This is a genomic window from Streptacidiphilus fuscans (assembly GCF_015690355.1).
GTDB lineage: Bacteria > Actinomycetota > Actinomycetes > Streptomycetales > Streptomycetaceae > Streptacidiphilus > Streptacidiphilus fuscans.
In genome coordinates, this window is sequence record NZ_JADPRT010000008.1 from 197038 (window position 1) to 215393 (window position 18356).

Below are 18356 nucleotides of genomic sequence, written 5' to 3' on the forward strand. Positions count from 1 at the left end.
CGACAAAGACCTGCCCCGAGTCCCCCACGGCGACCCCCATCTGACAATCTGACCACTGGCACGACCCACAGGGAGACAAGCAAGCATGGCGTTGACCGGACCAGGCGGTCCCGTGATGACCCGCGAGGAGGTGGACCGCGCACTCGCCCGACTCGGCACCGAGCGCGAGGCCGTCGAAGCCTCCCTGCTGGCACTGCAGGACCACCCGGGTCGACGTCTGCTCGAGGGCGCGGAGCTCACCGGTCGTACCCGGGAGCGGTGGGAGGCCGCCGCACCGGGCCTCCAGCTGATGTGGAACCTGTTCGACACCTACTCCGAGGCGTTGGCGGCCGCCCGCGCGGTCCGCTCCCGGCGCAACCGGCCCAGCCAGTCCGAGCTGATCGAGCTGACCGAGCTGCTGCGCGGCAGCGGCGTCACCGTCTCCGGCAGCCAACTGCCCGCCACGGCGGGCTCGCTGACGGGCGGGGCGCGACTCAGCGAACAGGTCAGCCTGGGCGAGCTGGTGGCCCGGATGAACGACTGGTACGGCCGGATCATCGAGGTCGCCTCGGCCGCCGACGCGGTCTGGTCGGCGCTGCCGGCCCGGATCGACCTGCTGCTGGCCGAACTCGGCCGGGTGCAGGCGCTGGCCGGCTCGGTCGGCGTCCACCCCGGCGAGCACCCGGCCGGTGACGCGCTGGACGAGATCGGCAAGGAACTCGCCTCGCTGCGCAGCGAGGTGGTCACCGACCCGCTCGTCTTCTGGACGCCGCGTCCGGCGGCCATGTCCGCGCCCGGGCGTGAGCCCGTCGGCGGGACGGTGGAGACCGGCCGCTACGACCGCGCCGCCCGGACCGTCGACGACATCCGGCTCGAACTCACCGACCTGCTCCGGCTCCGCGACGACGCGGACGAACGGCTGGAGCGCGTCGGCGAGACCCTGGCCCGCGCCGACGCCACCCTGGCCGAGGCACGCCGGGCCCGCGGCGAGGTGCTGGCGAAGATCGCCGCCACCGAGGTGCCGACGGTCCCGGGACCGGCCAGCGCGATGCGCGAACGGCTGGCCCAGGCCGACCAGTTGCGCCAGCACGGGCAGTGGCACCGGCTGGCACCGCTGCTGGACACGCTGGAGGCCGCCTCGCTGCGCGAGCTGGAACGCGCCAGGGAGTCGCTCACCGCGGTGACCGCCCCGCTTGCGGTCCGCGCGGAGCTGCGCGGTCGGCTGGACGCCTACAAGGCGATGGCCGCCCGGCGCGGGATGTCCGAGGACCCGGAGCTGATAGAGCGTTACGACCAGGCCCGGCGGATGCTCTGGAGCGCCCCGTGCGACCTGCGCGCCGCGGACTACGCGGTGCAGCGGTACCAGCAGGCGCTGCGCACGGCCCAGCAGCAGGCGTCCCAGCAGCACGCCGCGCCGCCCGGCGGCGGCCCGGTGGACGGACGGCCCTACGGTGCCTGACAGTCCATGGGGGTAAGCATGATGACGGACCAGCACGACAGGCACTGCCGGCAGGACCAGCTCGACACGTCCGACCAGATCGACAGGCTCGACCGGCTCGACAAGTGGAACCAGACGACTTTTGCGGCCCAGACCGCAGGGGGATGGCGGGGATGAACGCGGCACCGTGCACACGGCCGGACTGCACCGGCACGGGAGTCATCGACGCGGACGGCTACTGCACCGAGTGCGGGCTGGCCCCGCTCCCGGTCGCGACCGGCGTCGGCGGCCGGGCGGGTGGCACGACCGGCGCACCGCCCACGCCCGCCGCGCACACCCCGAGCGGGCCGGGCGCGCCCTGCGTGCGGCCCGACTGCACCGGCACCGGCGTCATCGACGCCGACGGCTACTGCACCGAGTGCGGCCTGGCACCGATGCCGCAGGGCACCGCGGCGATCCCGGCGCAGCAGGGCTCGGGCGGCTCGTCCGGCTCGGGCAGCACCTCGCGCAGCACCAGCACGTCCCGCAGTTCGCGCAGCTCCCGTTCCATGTCCGGGCGTTCGCGGTCCAGCCGGACCGGGCGGTCGACCTCCGTCTCGGTGCGCAGCACCCGCAGCACCAGCCAGGGCACCCGGGGCGCGCTCGGCGCGGGCCTGGTCACCGTGCCGCCGATCCCGCGTCCGGACCCGCGGACGGCGGTGCTGCAGAACCCGGAGGTGCCGGAGCGCAAGCGGTTCTGCTCCAAGTGCGAGTCTCCGGTGGGCCGTTCCCGCAACGGCACGCCCGGCCGCACCGAGGGCTTCTGCGCCAAGTGCGGCACCGAGTACTCGTTCACCCCGAAGCTCTTCGCCGGGGACCTGGTCGGCGGGCAGTACGAGGTGGTCGGCTGCCTCGCGCACGGCGGTCTGGGCTGGATCTACCTCGGCATCGACCGGCGCGTCAACGACCGCTGGATCGTGCTGAAGGGCCTGCTCGACACCGGTGACGAGGAGGCGCTCGCGGTCGCCATCGCCGAGCGCCGCTACCTGGCCGAGGTGGACCACCCGAACCTGGTCCGCATCATCAACTTCGTCGAGCACCCGGACGCCCGCAAGGGCACCCGTGACGGCTACATCGTCATGGAGTACGTCGGCGGCAAGTCGCTCAAGGACATCGCCGACGCCCGCCGCACGCCGGACGGCCGCCGCGAGCCGCTGCCGGTCGAACAGGCCATGGCCTACGCGCTGGAGGCGCTGCCCGCGCTCGGCTACCTGCACAGCCGGGGCCTGATCTACTGCGACTTCAAGCTGGACAACGTGATCCAGTCCGAGGACCAGCTGAAGATCATCGACATGGGCGCGGTCCGCCGCCAGGACGACGACGGCGCGATCTACGGCACCATCGGCTACCAGGCGCCGGAGATAGCCACGGACGGCGTCTCGCCCGCGTCCGACCTCTACACGGTCGCGCGGGCGCTGGCGGTCATGTCCTTCGACTTCCAGGGCTACTCCACCGTCTACCGGGACTCGCTGCCGGGGCCGGAGGAGGTCGAGGTCTTCGACCGCTACGAGTCGTACTACCGGCTGCTGGTCCGCGCGACCGACGCCGACCCGGGCCGCCGGTTCGCCTCCGCGCAGGAGATGGCCGAGCAGCTGACCGGCGTGCTGCGCGAGGTGCTGGCGCTCCAGGACGGCAGAGCGCGTCCGGCACTGTCCACCCTCTTCGGCCCGGAACTGCGGGTCGTGGACACCGAGTTGCTGCACGCGGAGCTGGGCGCGCCCGACTCGCTGCGCGGCGGACGGAAGGGCAAGGGCAAGGGCGCGGCGGCGCTCCCGGCCGCCGTCACGGCGAGCCCGGGCACCGCGCCGCAGGTGCTGCCGCTGGACACCCGGGCTGCGGCGCTGGCGCTGCCGGTGCCGCGGATCGACCCGGGCGACCCCAACGCCGGCTTCCTGGCCGCGCTGATGGCGACCGCACCGGCCGAGGTGCTGGCCGCCCTTCAGGCCGCGCCGGTCAACTCGGTCGAGCTGCGGCTGCGCGGCCTGCGCGCACTGATCGAGCTGGGCGACCTGACGGCCGTTCAGACCGCACTGGCCGAGCTGTTCGTGGACTTCCCCGACGACTGGCGGGTCGTCTGGTACCGGGGCCTGGCCGCCCTGGTCGCCTCCGCCCAGCCGAACGGCCCCGAGACGCGGGCCTCGTTGCAGACGGCCGCCGAGGCCTTCGACGCGGTCTACGACGCCTTCCCCGGCGAGGCCGCGCCCAAGCTGGCGCTCGGCGTCTGCGCCGAGGCGCTCGGCGAGCGCGAGGACGCGGCCGAGTTCTACCGGCTGGTCTGGACGACCGACCGCGCCTACGTCAGCGCGGCGTTCGGGCTGGCCCGGGTGCTGCTCGCCGCCGGCGACCGGGTCGGGGCGGTGGCCGCCCTGGAGTCGGTGCCCGAGGCGTCCACGCACTACGTCGCCGCGCGCGTCGCATCCGTCCGGGCCCGGCTGCGTGACCGCGCGGCGCAGGAGCCGCTCCGCGAGGACCTGGACGCGTGCTCGCGCCAGCTGACCGGGCTGGGCCTCGACGCGCGCCGCCGCGAGGAGTTGACCGTCGAGGTGCTGGGCAAGGCGCTCGGCTGGGTCCTCGCGGGACGACCCGACGGTCCGGCGGGCGCCGGGCCGGTGGACCTGCTGGGCCACTCCGCCGAGGAGCGCGACCTGCGCTTCGCGCTGGAGCAGTCCTACCGGGTTCTGGCACGACTGTCCGACAGCGCCGACCAGCGCATCGCATGGGTGGAGCGGGCCAACCGCACCCGCCCCAGGACCTGGGTGTGAGAGATCAGGCATGGACCAACTGACGCTTTCCTGCCCGCGCTGCGCCCAGCCGGTCGCTGAGGGCGACCTGTTCTGCGAGGAGTGCGGCACGGACCTCGTCGCCGCGCGCGGGGGCGCGGTCACCGACCCGCGCGGGGCGGTGGCGGCTCCGGCAGTACCGGCGGCCGTCCCCGCTCCCGCCCCGCCGCCCGCGCCCGCGTGGCCGGTCGCGCCCCACAGCGCGGACGAGCACGGCCCCGAGCACTGGGACGACCTCCCGGCCGGTCACGGCGCCGACGGCTCGGGCGGCTCGGCCGGCAGGGGCAACTCGGGCGGCTCCGACGGCTCGGGCGACGACTTCGCCCTGGGCGGGCCCGGCGGCTCCGGCACGTCCGCCCCGGCTGCGGCTCCGGCCACCGCCGGTCCCGGGACCGGCGGGCCCACCACTACCGGTACGGGCCAGACCGGCGACTTCGTGCTCGCCGCGCCGCTGCTCGCCACCGAGCTGCCCGACGCGTCCGGCGAGGACGACGCGCCCCGCCCGGTCCACCCCGCCGTCGAGCCGCGCATCGGCACGCCCGCCGTGCCGGACACCCGGCTCTGCGTCGGCTGCGGGGCGCAGCGGATCGACAGCGACGGCTACTGCGAGCTCTGCGGTCGCGCCCAGCCGCGTCCGCGGGACCACCAGGAGCGGGCGCTGGCAAGCGTCTGCGGCGTCAGCGACCGGGGCCACCGGCACCACCGCAACGAGGACGCCTTCGCGGTCGCCGCGACCTCGCGTCCGGACGGCGGGCCCGCCGTGGTCGCGGTGGTCTGCGACGGGGTCTCCTCGGCGACCCGACCTGACGAGGCGTCACAAGCCGCCGCCGACTGCGCCAGTGAGTCGCTGCTGGAGCAACTGGAGTCCGGCGTCGCGCCGGAGACGGCCATGCACACCGCCATCCTCGCCGCCGCTGAGCGGGTGGACCGGCTGGCGGAGGAGTTCGAGCGCGAGCCCAGTCGCAACTCGCCCGCCTGCACCATCGTCAGCGCCATCGCCACCGACGGCCAGGTGACCCTCGGCTGGGTCGGCGACAGCCGCGGCTACTGGTTCCCCGACGACCGGTCCCGCTCGGTCCGGCTCACCGTGGACGACTCCTGGGCGACCCGGATGGTCGCTGCCGGGCTGATGTCCGAGGCGGAGGCCTTCGCCGACCCGCGTGCCCACGCGATCACCGGCTGGCTCGGCGCCGACGCCGTCGAGGTCGAGCCGCACACCCTGAGCTTCGCCCCGGACGCCCCCGGCATCGTGCTGATCTGCACCGACGGCCTGTGGAACTACTCCGAGGCCGCGCCCGACCTGGCCAAGATCGTCCCGCCGGACGCGCGGACGCGTCCGCTGGAGGCGGCGCAGACGCTGGTCCGCTACGCCTGCGACCGGGGCGGCCACGACAACGTGACCGTCGCCGTGCTGCCGATGCAGCCCACGCCGCCGCGCCCCGAGGTCGAACCGGACCACGCTCCGACGCTGGTCCCCGGACGTCTTGACGTACCCACCATTCAGCTACGCGAGGGGGAGAGCTGACGCCATGCCTGCCAACTTCACCAAGTCCAACCTTCCGCAGTTCTCGGTCGACATCTTCCAGAACGAGTACCTGGCGCAGGGCGCGAACGAGGTCAACGCCATCGTCACGGTGACCTCCACCGGCGGCGCGGTCGGCGGCGGCCCCGCCGACGCGCCTGACGCGGCCGTGGTCATCGCCGTCGACTGCTCGGGCTCGATGGACTACCCGCCGACCAAGATCCGCAACGCCCGCGAAGCCACCGCCGCCGCGATCGACGCGGTCCGCGACGGCGTCTCCTTCGCCGTCGTCGCCGGGACGCACGAGGCCAAGGAGGTCTACCCGGGCGGCGGGCAGCTCGCGGTGTCCAGCCTGGGCACCCGCGAGGAGGCCAAGCAGTCGCTGCGCCGCCTCACCCCCGGCGGCGGCACCGCCATCGGCACCTGGCTGACCAAGGCCGACCAGGTCTTCTCCACCCGCCCCGACATCTCCATCCGCCACGCCATCCTGCTGACCGACGGCCGCAACGAGCACGAGAAGCCGGAGCAGCTGCAGCGCACCCTCTCCCGGGTGCAGGGCAAGTTCACCGCCGACTGCCGCGGCGTCGGGACCGACTGGGAGGTCGAGGAGCTGCGCCGGATCTCCTCCGCGCTGCTCGGCACCGTCGACATCGTCGCCGACCCCTCCGGCCTCGCCGAGGACTTCCGGTCGATGATGGAGAACGCCATGGGCAAGGCCCTGGCCGACGTGGCGCTGCGCGTCTGGACGCCCGCGAACGCCCAGGTCAAGTTCGTCAAGCAGGTCGCCCCGACCGTCGAGGACCTGAGCGGCCGCCGCAAGGAGGCCGGTCCGCGCGCCGGCGACTACCCCACCGGCTCGTGGGGCGACGAGAGCCGCGACTACCACGTCTGCATCGAGGTGCCCCCGGCGGGCGTCGGCGACGAGATGCTCGCGGGCCGGATCAGCCTGGTCGTGCCGCAGGCCGACGGCACCTCCGAGGTGCTGTCGCAGGGCCTGGTCAAGGCGGTCTGGACGGACGACCTCAACGCCTCCACCAAGATCAACCCGCAGGTGGCCCACTACACCGGCCAGGCCGAGCTCGCCGGGGCGATCCAGGAGGGCCTGGAGGCCCACCGGCGCGGCGACCTGGACAGCGCCACGGCCAAGCTGGGCAAGGCGGTCCAGCTCGCCGCAGCGTCCGGCAACGAGGACACCTTCAAGCTGTTGTCCAAGGTCGTGGACGTGGTCGACGCGAAGGAAGGTACCGTTCGCTTCCGTAAGAACGTGACCGAGGAGGACTCGATGACCCTCGAGACCCGCTCGACGAAGACCGTCAGGGTGAAGAAGTAGCGTTACCCGAGACGGAGCGCGTCCGCTCCCCACCACCTCCTTCGCGCCAGACCTACGAGCCAGACCCTGAGGGGGCTCCCGCAATGCCGATCTGCCCGCACGGCCACCAGTCGCAGACCGCCGACTACTGCGACTTCTGCGGCATGCCCATGGGCGCGCCGCCGGTGCAGCAGGCGCCGCACGCGATGCCGGGCGGGCAGCCGGGCCCGGGCGCGCCGACGCCGACGGCCGGGCTGCCGATGTGCCCGATCTGCTCCACCCCGCGCACCGGCCAGTACTGCGAGGAGTGCGGCTACAACTGGGACCTCGCGCCTGCGGGCACCGGCGGCGGGATGCAGCAGCCGCCCGCGCACGGGCCGCAGGTCCCGCCGCCGCCCGGCCCCGGCCCCGGCCCGCAGCCCGCCGGGTTCCGGGACCCCGGGTTCCAGGCCCCCGGGGCGCAGGTGACGAACCAGCCGCCGTACCCGGGGCCGCAGATGACGCCGCCTCCGGTCCCGCAGCCGCCGGTCCCGACGCCCGAGGGCCAGTCCGGCGGTGGTTTCGGCGGCGGCTACGGCAACTACGTCACCGGCGACACCAGCGGCGGTGCGGGCACGGAGTACTTCCTCGCCCCGCCGCAGGGACCGGGCCAGCCGGGCCCTGGCCAGCCGGATCCGGACTACGGGCAGGGCTTCGGGCAGGACTACGGGCAACCGCAGCCCGGCCCCGGCGCTGCTCCGGTGCCCGCGCCGCCCGCCCGGCGCGGCACCTGGATCGCGGTGGTCACCGCCGACCGCGAGTACTTCAACGACATGATGGCCCGCAGCGGCCCGGAGGCGTCCGGCCTCTACTTCCCGCCGTTCTCGCCCGAGCGCCGGGTGCCGATGACCGGACAGGGCCAGCTCCGCATCGGCCGCCGCAGCCACCAGCGCGGGACGGTCCCGGAGATCGACCTCTCCATCGCCCCGGAGGACCCGGGCGCGTCCCACCAGCACGCGCTGCTCCAGGAGCAGCCCGACGGCAGCTGGGTGGTCATCGACCAGGACTCCACCAACGGCACCACCCTCAACGGCGCGGCCGAGTCGCTGTCGCCCTTCGTCCCGGTCGAGCTCCACGACGGCGACCGGATCCACGTCGGCGCCTGGACGACGATCACGGTCCACTGCGCCTGAGTCCGATCCGACGGGGGGACGTCGTGGCGGAACCGGCAATATCGGCAATATCGGCTACACCGGCGATCACCGCCGACGGCCTGCAGAAGCGTTACGGCGCGGTGCAGGCCGTCGACGGCGTCTCGTTGGAGATCCGCACCGGCGAGTTCTTCGGCCTGCTCGGCCCGAACGGGGCCGGGAAGACGACCACGCTGGAGATCCTGGAGGGCCTGCGCAAGCCCGACGCGGGCCGGGCCCGGGTGCTGGGCGAGCCGCCCTGGCCGCGCAACCCGCGCCTGCTGCCGCGGATCGGGGTCCAGCTCCAGGCCTCGGCGTTCTTCGACCGGCTCACCGCGCGCGAGCAGTTGGCGGCCTTCGCCCAGCTCTACGGCGTCGGCCCACGCCGGGTCGAGGAGATGCTGGCCCGGGTCGGTCTCGGCGAGTTCGGCGGCACGCTCGCCGAGCGGCTCTCCGGCGGCCAGGCCCAACGGCTCTCCATCGCCTGCGCGTTGGTCCACGAGCCGGAGCTGGTCTTCCTGGACGAGCCCACCACGGGCCTCGACCCGCAGGCGCGGCGCAACCTGTGGGACCTGCTGCGCGAGATCAACGCCGACGGCCGCACGGTCGTCCTCACCACGCACTACCTGGACGAGGCCGAGATCCTCTGCGACCGCGTCGCCGTGATGGACCACGGCCGGATCCTGCGGACCGGAGCGCCGGCCGCGCTGGTCCGGGCGCTGGACGCGCCGACCCGGATCACGGTCCCGGCCGGTGCCCTCGCCCCCGGCGTCCTCGCCGAGGCGCGGGCCGAGCTCGACGGCCGGGTGGAGATCACCGAGGACGAGGTCTCCCTGGTCTTCTCCACCCGCGATCCCGCTCCCGTGCTGGCGCTGCTCACCGAACACGGCGCGCTGCACGGCCTGGAGGCGCGCGGCGGAACCCTGGAGGACGTCTTCCTCGACCTCACCGGACGGGAGTACCGGGAATGAAGGCCTTCCTCTCCCTCAGCCGCACCCTGCTCCGGGCCGACTTCCGCGACCGGACCTGGCTCTTCTTCACCCTCGTCTTCCCGCTGATGTTCCTGCTGCTCTTCGGCGCACTGCTGCGCGGCTCGGGCGCAAGCCATGTGACGCTGCTCCAGGTCGGGCCGGTCGGCGTCTTCGACCGGATGAGCCCGGCCGAGCGCGCCCAGCTGAGCCGAAGCGTCACCGTGGTCCGCGACGACAACCTCGCCGACGCGACCAGCAAGGTCGCCGCCGGCACCGACGACGGCGTGGTCCGGCAGACCGGCCCCGGCCAGGTCGAGCTGCGTTTCTCCGTCGCCGACCCGACCCAGGCCGCGACCGTGCAGGGGCTGGTCAACTCCGTGATCCAGCAGGAGAACGTCGCCGCCACCGGCCGCCCTCCCGCCTGGACGCTCACCACCGCGCAGGTCGAGGACCACTCGGTCAAGCCGATCCAGTACCTCACCCCGGGCCTGCTGGGCTGGGCCATCGCCACCTCGGGCACCTTCTCCGCCGCGCTGACCCTGGTCACCTGGCGGCGCAAACGCATTCTGCGGCGACTCCGGCTCTCCCCGATCAGCCTGACCGCGATCATCGCCGCCCCGGCCGCCGTGACGCTGACCGTCGCGCTGCTGCAGACCGCCGTCTTCCTGGCGGTGGCCACCCTCCCTTACTACGGGCTGCGGCTGACCGGCGACTGGTGGATCTCGATCCCGCTGGTGCTGACCGGGTCGATCGCCTTCATGTCGATCGGGCTGCTCACCGGCTCCTGGGCGAAGACGGAGAACGCGGCGCAGAGCGCGGCGCAGCTGATCGTGCTGCCGATGGCGTTCCTGTCCGGCGCGTTCTTCCCGCTCGACAACTCCCCGGCGTGGGTCCGGGCGGTCGCGCAGCTCATGCCGTTGCACCACCTGTCGACGGCGATGGAGGACGTGCTCAGCCGGGGCGAGGGCTGGAGCGCGGCGCTGCCGACGATGGGCGGGCTGCTGCTCTTCGCGGCGGTGCTGTGCGCGATCTCGGTCCGGCTGTTCCGTTGGGACGACACGTGACGGCGCCGGTCTGAGAGGATGGGCGGGTGGAGATCAGACGAGGCACGCTTTCGACCGAGACCTTCTACGAGCAGGTCGGCGGGGAGCCGACGTTCCGTCGTCTGGTCCGCCGGTTCTACGCCGGTGTCGCCGAGGACCCGATCCTCCGCCCGATGTACCCGGAGGAGGACCTCGGTCCGGCCGAGGAGCGGCTGGTGCTCTTCCTGATGCAGTACTGGGGTGGCCCGACCACCTACAGCGAGGAGCGCGGCCACCCGCGGCTGCGGATGCGGCACGCGCCGTTCACCGTGAACATCGCCGCGCACGACGCCTGGCTGTCGCACATGCGCGAGGCCGTCACCGAGCTGGGCCTCAGCCCGGAGCACGAGCAGCAGTTGTGGGACTACCTCACCTACGCTGCCAAGTCGATGATCAACACCCCGGAGTGAGCCGAGGTAAGCGGCCGGGTAAGTGATCGTGCACCGTCACGCCCACCCCTTCCGCCACCACTGCCGCGCGTGACAGGATCGCCCGCGAACATCCGGGGCTGTTCCCGTACAGGCTCTGGTTCGCACACAGGGGTGAGGGTCGGCGCGTGGGGGGCTTCGTTCTGCGTCGGTTGCGGGCGCACCGGCTGCTGGTCGCCGCTGCGCTGCTGACCATCCTGCTGACCGCCGCCGCCGTCTCCACTCTGGCTGCCTTCAGCCCGGCGGTCGCCACAGCGGGCGTCCAGCGCGCCTTCCAGGTCACCGACCGGAGCCGGACGCCGCTGCTGATGACGGAGTCCACCGACCGGTCCGGCCTCGCCGCCGCGCGCGCCGCGGCGACTGCGACCGCGCACTCCGCTTTCCCCCAGCTTCCGGTCACGCTCGGGCAGTTGGCCGTCTCCGACTCGTACGGACTGCCGCTGCGGCACGGCCAGACCACCCAGGACGCCGACCTGACCGTGCTGGCCGACCTCGACCGCTCACGGGTGCGGCTGGTCTCCGGCGCCTGGCCGACGGCCGCCAGGGCCGGTGCTGCGGTCGACGTCGCCGTGCCGACAGCGGCCGTGGCGCGACTGGGCGGCGTCGGCACCGTACTGGACCTGACGGACCGTTACACCGGTCACCCGCAGCTGCTCCGCGTCGTCGGCGTCTACCTGGCGAGGAACACCACCGACCCGTACTGGCGGCTCGACCCGCTGGCCGGGCACGGGCTGCAGCCCGGCAGCAACGGAACCAACACCGTCTACGGCCCGCTGCTGGTCCCGACCGGTGACTTCGACGGCGGCGCGGTGCCGCAGCAGTCGGTCGCCTTCGAGGCCACCGCCGACTTCGGCCGGGTCGCGGTCGGGCAGCTCGACGCGCTGTCCAAGGCGACTGCGGCCGCCGTCGCGGCGTCCAGCGGCAGCGGGGGCACCAGCCCGCTGCAGACGACCAGTCAGCTGCCGCAGCTGATCTCCGAGGTCCAGAGCGGGCTGCTGGTCGCCCGCGCCGCGCTGCTGGTGGTCTCGCTGCAACTGCTGCTGCTCGCCGCGATGACGCTGCTGCTGGCGGCGCGACTGCTCGCGGAGGAGCGGGAGTCGGAGAACGCGCTGCTGCGCGCCCGGGGCGCGGCGCCGCGTCGGATCGTGCTGCTGGCGGCGACCGAGGGGCTGGTCCTCGCCGTCCCCGCCGCGCTCTGCGCGCCGCTGCTGAGCGGACCGCTGCTGCGGCTGGTGGACTTGAGCTCCCCGATGCGGCGCGCCGGACTGGATCTGACCGCGCTGCCGCTCGGCTCGGTCTGGTGGGCGGCGGGCCTCGCCGCGCTGGTCGGCGCGCTGCTGGTGACCGCGCCGACCCTGGCCCGCTACCGGAGCTTCACCGAGGGACGCCTCCTGGCGGCCCGGCGCACCCGGCGCGGCGCGCTCCCCGGTGTGCTGCGCGGCGGAGCGGACCTGGCGCTGCTGGCGCTGGCCCTGCTCGGCTACCTGCAACTGCGGCAGTACGGCGACAGCCCCACCGGGTCCGGGGTGATCACCGCGTCCGCCTCGGGCGTCGCGGGCATCGACCCGGTGCTGGTGGCCGCGCCGACGCTGGCGCTGGCTGCGGGAGCGGTGCTGACGCTGCGCGTGCTGCCGCTGCTCAGCCGCCTCGGCGAGCGGCTGGCGACCAGGGGCCGCGGGCTGCCCGCCGCGCTGACGGGCTGGCAGCTGGCCCGGCGTCCGCAGCGCGGGGCCGGACCGGTGCTGTCGTTGGCCCTGGCCACCGCCATCGGCGTGCTCGCGCTCGGGCAGAACAGCAGCTGGCTCCAGTCGCAGAACGACCAGGCCGCCTTCCAGACCGGCGCCGACCTGCGGGTCACCGGCGAGCTGGCCCCCGGCTTCGGCCAGGGCGGCGAACTCGCCGGGCAGCCGGGCGTCTCGGCGGCGCTGCCGGTCCAGCGGGAGACGCTGGCCATGGCCAACGGCAAGATCGCCGAGCTGCTGGCGCTCGACGCCACGGGCGAGACCGGCCGGTTCCCGCTCCGCGCCGACCAGATCACCGGCCCGAAGGGCGCGAACGCCACCGACCTGCTGCGCTCGCTCCCCGATCCGGCCGTGCCCGTAGGCCGGCGAGGCGTCCAACTACCCGGACGCCCGCAGACGTTGACACTGACCCTGCGGCTCGGCGCCCGATCCGGCTCGCCGCAGACCACCCCGGGGCCGGGGCCCGACCCGGTGAGCGTCGACCTGACCGACCGGACCGGCGTGGTCTGGAACTTCTCGATCGGCTACGCCCCCGAGGACGGCGTCGCGCACAGCTACACGCTGGACCTGGCCGGTGCGGCGGGCAGCGGCGCTCCGGCGTACCCGCTGACGCTCAGCGGCCTCTCGTTCAGCATGCGTTGGGACCTCGACGGTCCCACGAACGCGCCGTTGACCGGCCCGGGGAGCACGGTCAGCTCCGGGCCGCCGCCGGACCAGGGCCGGACCGTCACCGCCTCGGTGCTCTCGGTCGGCACCGACGCCGGAGCGGTTCCCTTCCCGTCCGGGCTGGTCTGGCGCAGCCAGGTGGACTGGGGCCTGTCCGGCCTCTACGACCCCTCGCCGTGGTGCAGTCAGGGCACGATTCGGACGGCCGCGCCGACCGGCGCCGTTCCCGTCCAGGCGACGGTTGCGGGCGGCGTCTGCTGGGGCACGGTGACCGAGCAGCTCGGCGCGACGCCGAGCGCCCAGGTGTCCCTGACGCCGACTCCGCCCGCGGGTACGGGCGCGCCGCTGGCCGCCGTGGTGGACCAGCAGTTCCTGACCGCCACGCAGAGCCGGATCGGCTCCGTGGTCACGCTGCCCGCCGACCTGCCGGGGCTGCGGATCCGGGTGGTCGGCGTGGTCTCCAGCCTCCCCGGTACCGGCAGCGCGGCCGAGCAGGGCCTCGGCGGGTCCGGCGGCTACGGCGCATCGGACAGCACGGACGACGCCGGGGCCGTCTTGGTCGACCTGCCCTCCTACGACCACCGCTACCTTGACTCCGGTCCCAACGGCTCGGTCTCCGCCGACCCGCAGCCGACCGAGTGGTGGCTGGCCAGTGCACCCGGCGCCTCGGCACGCGTTGCCGCCGGGCTGCGCGCGCGTCCCGACACCGGGCAGGTCTTCGTCCGGGACGAGGTGGTCGCGGCCGAGCTCGGCGACCCGCTCGGCAGCGGGCCGCAGGCGGCGCTCTTCGGGACGCTGGCGCTGTCGATCGTGCTCTCCGCCATCGGTTTCGGCGTGGACGCGGCGGGCGCCACCCGGCGCCGCGCGGGCGAGTTCGCACTGCTGAGCGCCCTCGGACTGCGCCGCCGCGCGCTGGCGCGGGCGACGGCGGTCGAGCTGGCGCTGCCCGTGGCGCTGGGCGTCGGCGTCGGCCTGCTGCTCGGCGAGCTGTTGACCCGGTTGATCGTGCCGCTGCTGGTGCTCACCCCGGCGGCGACCCGGCCCACGCCGCCGGTCCAGGTCTCGGTGCCCGGAGGCTCGTTGCTGCTGCTGACCGCCGGAATCGCGGCGGTGCCGCTGCTGGTGGCCGTCCTGGCCGGGCTCCGCGGCGGGGACCCCGCCCGCCGCCTGCGCGGATCCGAGGAGTCGTGATGCAGGCAGACACCGCCTCCCGCGCCGCCCGCTCCGGGCCCTCCTCGGTCCCCTGGATCTGGCCCCGGCTGCGACACCGTCCCGCCGCCGCCGTGTGGACGGCCGTGCTGGTCGCAGCGCTGGTCTTCCTGACCACCGCGCTGCCGCTTGAGCTCGCCCGCTACCAGGACACCGCGCTCGACATGACGCTGCGTCAGACCTCGGTCACCAGCCGCTCGGTGGAGGCGTCGCCGCCCTCGGGCGTGGGCGTCGGGGTGGTCCCCGGCCAGACCGCGCAGACCCCCGTCGGCCCGTCCGGCGGAGCGGCGATGCAGGCGGCCATGGCGACGGCCGCGGGCCAGGTCGAGGCGCAGATCGGCGCGCCGCTGCGGATCGACACGTCCCAGGTCAGCTGGGGCATCCAGGCCGTCCAGCGCGAGGGCAACGAGGTCGGCGCTCCCCTCTCGGCCCCGCCCGGCGAGGGAGTCGGCCCCGCGCCGGACGGCATAGCGCCGCACCTGTCGCTGGTCTGGCAGCCGACCGGTCAACTGACCATGGTGGCCGGACGGTTGCCCACCGAGGCGGCCGGGGCGGATCCGAACAGCCTGGAGGTGGCCGTCAGCCAGGCGACCGCGCGGACCATGGGCTGGCACGTCGGCAGTCGGCTGCTGGCCCCGGAACCCTTCGTCTACCGGGGCCAGGAGCAGCTCACCGTCGTCGGCGTCTTCCGCGACCCGAGCGCGGCACAGTCGCAACTCCCCTACTGGGCGGGCACGCCGCTGCTCGGCGCGCCCACACTCTACGAGCTCTCCAACGGGGGCCAGACCCTGCACTACTGGGAGGCGGAGGCCCTGGTCGCGCCCGGCGCGGTGCGGGCACTGCCGCAGATCGCGCAGCCCGCGCCGTACTGGTGGTTCCCGCTCTCCCCCGGATCGCTGAACGCCGGTCAGGTCGGCCCGGCGCTGGACATGCTGTCCTCGCTCACCAACGGCGACCGCGCCTCCACCCTGCTGTCCACCAGCGACCCCGTCTCCAGCGGCCTGATGGTCCAGTCGGACCTGACCGGGGTGCTCACCCAGTTCAACGCCCAACGCGACGCGCTGGAACCGGTGGTGACCATCGGCGTCGCCGGGACCGCCGGAACCGCCGCAGCGGTGCTGCTGATGGTCTTCGGCCTCACGACCGAACGCCGGACCGCCGAACTGGCCCTGCTCCGCGCCCGCGGCGCCGGTCTGCGCCTGCTCCTTCGCCGCCTGACCGTCGAGAGCGCGGCCGCCACCGTGCCCGGCGGGCTGGTCGGCATCGGCGCGGCGCTACTGTTCCTGCCCAGCCGGGTCTGGCAGACCGCGCTCGGCTACGGTCTGGCCGTGCTGCTGGTGGCCACGCTCGCCGGACCGCTGCGCATGCTGGCCCGTCACCGCAGCCTGCGTCCGGCCCGGCCGGACGCGCGGAACGACCTGGTGCGGGCCAAGCCCTCCCGGCGCAGGACGGTAGCCGAGGTGTTCCTGCTGGTGCTGACGGTCGCAGCCGTGGTCGCGCTGCGCAGCCGGGGGCTGGCCCCGGCCGGCGGCGGGCTGGATCCGCTGACCGCCGTGGCCCCGGTGCTGCTGGGCCTGACCGGCGCACTGCTGCTGGTCCGCCTCTACCCGCTGCCGCTGCGCCTGGTCGCCCGCCCGGTGACCCGCCGGTCCGGCGCGGTGGGCTTCCTCGGCCTGGCCCGCGCGGGTCGCGCCGGCGCGACCGGCAGCCTGCTGCCGCTGCTCGCCCTGCTACTGGCGCTGACCACCACGGTCTTCGGCGCGACGGTGCTGAGCGGCGTCACCGCGCGCCGGGTGGCGCTCACCACGCAGCTGGTCGGCGCGGACGTCCGCGTCGACGCGGTCGCGTCCGGCGTCCCGGCGGGACTCGCCACGGCACTTGAGCGGCTGCCCGGAGTCCGGGCCGGGACCGGCGTGCTGACGGACCCACTGGCCCAACTCGGCACCGGCCAGACGGTCGTTCCGCTGGGCCTGGTCGACCCCGCCTCCTACGCCCGGGTGTCGGCGTCGATCGGGCTCGGGGCCTTCGCTCCGTCGCTGTTGACGCCCCCCGCCACCGGAGCAGGCGGCACGGGCGGAGCAGGCGGTACGGGCGGTACGGCTGCGGTCCCGGTGCTGGCCTCGGCCGGTGCGGCGGCCGAGATCGGCACCGCTCCCACCACGATCACCAGCCTGTTCGGCACCATGCAGATCCGGCTGGCCGGGGTGCTGGCGTCCACGCCGTTCACGCCCAGCGGGGACTTCGTGATCGCCGCCCAGACCCCGGCCCTCGCCGCCGCGCACTGGCCCTCCAGCGTCGCGGCCACCCCGAGCGCCGTGCTGCTGACCGGACCGGTGCAGTCCTCCGCCGTCAAGGCGCTGATCGCCGCCTCCGGGGCGCAGAACCAGGTCGACGTGCTGGACCGGGCCGACGCCCAGGCTTCGCTCGACGCGCAGCCGCTGCCGTCCGGCGCGGTCTCGCTCTACCAGGCGGCGGCGCTGGCCGCGACGTTGCTGGCACTGCTGGCCGTGGTGCTGGCACTGCTCCAGGCCGCGCCGGAGCGGGCCGCGCTGCTGGCCCGACTGCGGACGATGGGCCTGCGACCACGGCAGGGCTACACGCTGATCCTGACCGAGACGCTGCCGATGCTGCTGCTGGCCGCCGTCGCCGGATCAGCGCTCGGCGCGGCGTCGGTGCCGCTGCTCGGCTCCGCCGTGGACCTCGGCCCGCTGGTCGGCTCACTCGACGGAACAGCCACGGTCACCCACGCGAGCCCCGCGCTGCACCTGCTGCCGGTCGTGCTTCCGGCAGCCGTGCTGCTGGTCCTGGCCGTCGGCGTGGTGCTGACGGAGGCGGCAGTGATCGGACGACGCCAGATCGGCGTCCAACTGAGGGCAGGTGACGAGGCATGAGTACCGAGGTGGACGACCTCACCCTGGACGAGCTGCGCCGTCAGGTGGCCGGCGACCAGGGCCGCCCCCGGTTCGGCCAGGACGCGCTGATCGTCTGCGAGCGCGTGGTCCGGATCTACCAGGCCGAGGGCGTCGAGGTGCAGGCCCTCCAGGGCCTCGACCTGACCGTCACCAAGGGCGAGTTGATGGCCCTGGTCGGAGCGTCCGGCAGCGGCAAGTCGACGCTGCTGCAGATCCTGGCCGGTCTCGACGTCCCCACGGCCGGCAAGGCGCGGGTCGGCGAGAGCGACCTGCTCGGCATGGACGCGAAGGCGCGGCTGCGTTACCGCCGCGAGGTGGTCGGCTTCGTCTGGCAGCAGACCGCACGCAATCTGCTTCCTTTCTTGACGGCACGCCAGAATGTGCAACTGCCGATGCAGCTGGCCGGTACGGGCAGCACCGGCGGCCGACGGGCGGCGCGGGCACGTGCGGTGGAGCTGCTGGACCTGCTGGGCGTCGCCGACTGCCGCGACCGCCGACCGCACCAGATGTCCGGCGGCCAGCAGCAGCGCGTCGCGATCGCGGTCGCCCTGGCCAACCGCCCGGACGTCCTCCTCGCGGACGAGCCGACGGGCGAGCTGGACTCCGAGACCGCCGCGCAGATCTTCGACGCCTTCCGCACGGTCAACGCCGAGCTCGGCGCGACGGTGGTGATCGTCACCCACGACCCGATGGTCGCCGGCGAGGTCCGCCGCACCGTCGCCATCCGCGACGGCCGCGCAGCGATGGAGGTGCTGCGCCGCACGGCGACCGAGGCGGACGGGACGGAGACGGTCACCGAGCACGAGTACGCGATGCTGGACAGCGCGGGGCGCGTGCAGTTTCCCCGGCAGTTCCTGGAGGCCCTGGGGATGGAACACCGGGTGGAACTCCTGCTGGAACGGGACCACATCCAGGTGCGACCGGAGGAGAGCCACTGATTGCCGGAGGAGAGCCGTCGATTTCTGCGGCTCCGCCGCGTGAGCGCGACAAGCTGGGCTGATGCTGCCGCAGATGGCTGCACTATCAAGGGGCGCGGGGAACTGCGCGACAAGCCACCCTGCGAGGTAGAGCCCCGAACGAGCAGGGCCATCCGCATGTCAGTGGTTTCTC

General features: G+C 74.3%; 12 protein-coding genes. All 12 read left to right on the forward strand.

What is annotated here, in order from left to right:
* The first annotated feature begins 85 nt into the window (after window positions 1–85).
* On the forward strand, window positions 86–1438 hold the full coding sequence (locus I2501_RS20570) for a hypothetical protein (protein ID WP_236046762.1): 1353 nt from the start codon (window positions 86–88) through the stop codon (window positions 1436–1438).
* Window positions 1439–1456: 18 nt separating this feature from the next.
* Window positions 1457–1594 (forward strand): hypothetical protein, encoded by a 138-nt coding sequence (locus I2501_RS20575; RefSeq protein ID WP_196195599.1) that lies wholly within the window; start codon window positions 1457–1459, stop codon window positions 1592–1594.
* The gene (locus I2501_RS20580; protein ID WP_196195600.1) at window positions 1591–4218 is read left to right on the forward strand and encodes a serine/threonine-protein kinase; all 2628 of its coding nucleotides are present in this window, start codon (window positions 1591–1593) and stop codon (window positions 4216–4218) included. The genes I2501_RS20575 and I2501_RS20580 overlap by 4 nt, the downstream gene beginning before the upstream one ends.
* Before the next feature lie 10 nt (window positions 4219–4228).
* A complete protein-coding gene (locus I2501_RS20585; RefSeq protein WP_196195601.1) occupies window positions 4229–5761 on the forward strand; it encodes a PP2C family serine/threonine-protein phosphatase in 1533 nt (510 codons plus the stop codon).
* A 4-nt stretch (window positions 5762–5765) separates the two neighbouring features.
* The gene (locus I2501_RS20590) at window positions 5766–7088 is read left to right on the forward strand and encodes a vWA domain-containing protein (RefSeq protein ID WP_196195602.1); all 1323 of its coding nucleotides are present in this window, start codon (window positions 5766–5768) and stop codon (window positions 7086–7088) included.
* An 83-nt stretch (window positions 7089–7171) separates the two neighbouring features.
* Window positions 7172–8239: an FHA domain-containing protein gene (locus tag I2501_RS20595; RefSeq protein ID WP_196195603.1), complete on the forward strand. Its 1068-nt coding sequence runs from the start codon at window positions 7172–7174 to the stop codon at window positions 8237–8239.
* Between the two features lie 23 nt (window positions 8240–8262).
* Window positions 8263–9207, forward strand: a complete 945-nt coding sequence (locus tag I2501_RS20600) for an ABC transporter ATP-binding protein (RefSeq protein WP_328806505.1) — start codon at window positions 8263–8265, stop codon at window positions 9205–9207.
* Window positions 9204–10271, forward strand: coding sequence for an ABC transporter permease (locus I2501_RS20605; protein WP_196195604.1), 1068 nt, complete (start codon window positions 9204–9206; stop codon window positions 10269–10271). Before I2501_RS20600 ends, I2501_RS20605 begins: the two co-directional genes overlap by 4 nt.
* Before the next feature lie 26 nt (window positions 10272–10297).
* Entirely contained in the window at window positions 10298–10699 is a 402-nt protein-coding gene (locus I2501_RS20610) for a globin (RefSeq protein WP_196195605.1), read from the forward strand.
* A gap of 146 nt (window positions 10700–10845) precedes the next feature.
* Window positions 10846–14316: an FtsX-like permease family protein gene (locus I2501_RS20615; protein WP_196195606.1), complete on the forward strand. Its 3471-nt coding sequence runs from the start codon at window positions 10846–10848 to the stop codon at window positions 14314–14316.
* Entirely contained in the window at window positions 14316–17225 is a 2910-nt protein-coding gene (locus tag I2501_RS20620) for an FtsX-like permease family protein (protein ID WP_196195607.1), read from the forward strand. The genes I2501_RS20615 and I2501_RS20620 overlap by 1 nt, the downstream gene beginning before the upstream one ends.
* On the forward strand, window positions 17222–18184 hold the full coding sequence (locus tag I2501_RS20625; RefSeq protein WP_196195608.1) for an ABC transporter ATP-binding protein: 963 nt from the start codon (window positions 17222–17224) through the stop codon (window positions 18182–18184). The genes I2501_RS20620 and I2501_RS20625 overlap by 4 nt, the downstream gene beginning before the upstream one ends.
* Window positions 18185–18356: the final 172 nt, after the last annotated feature.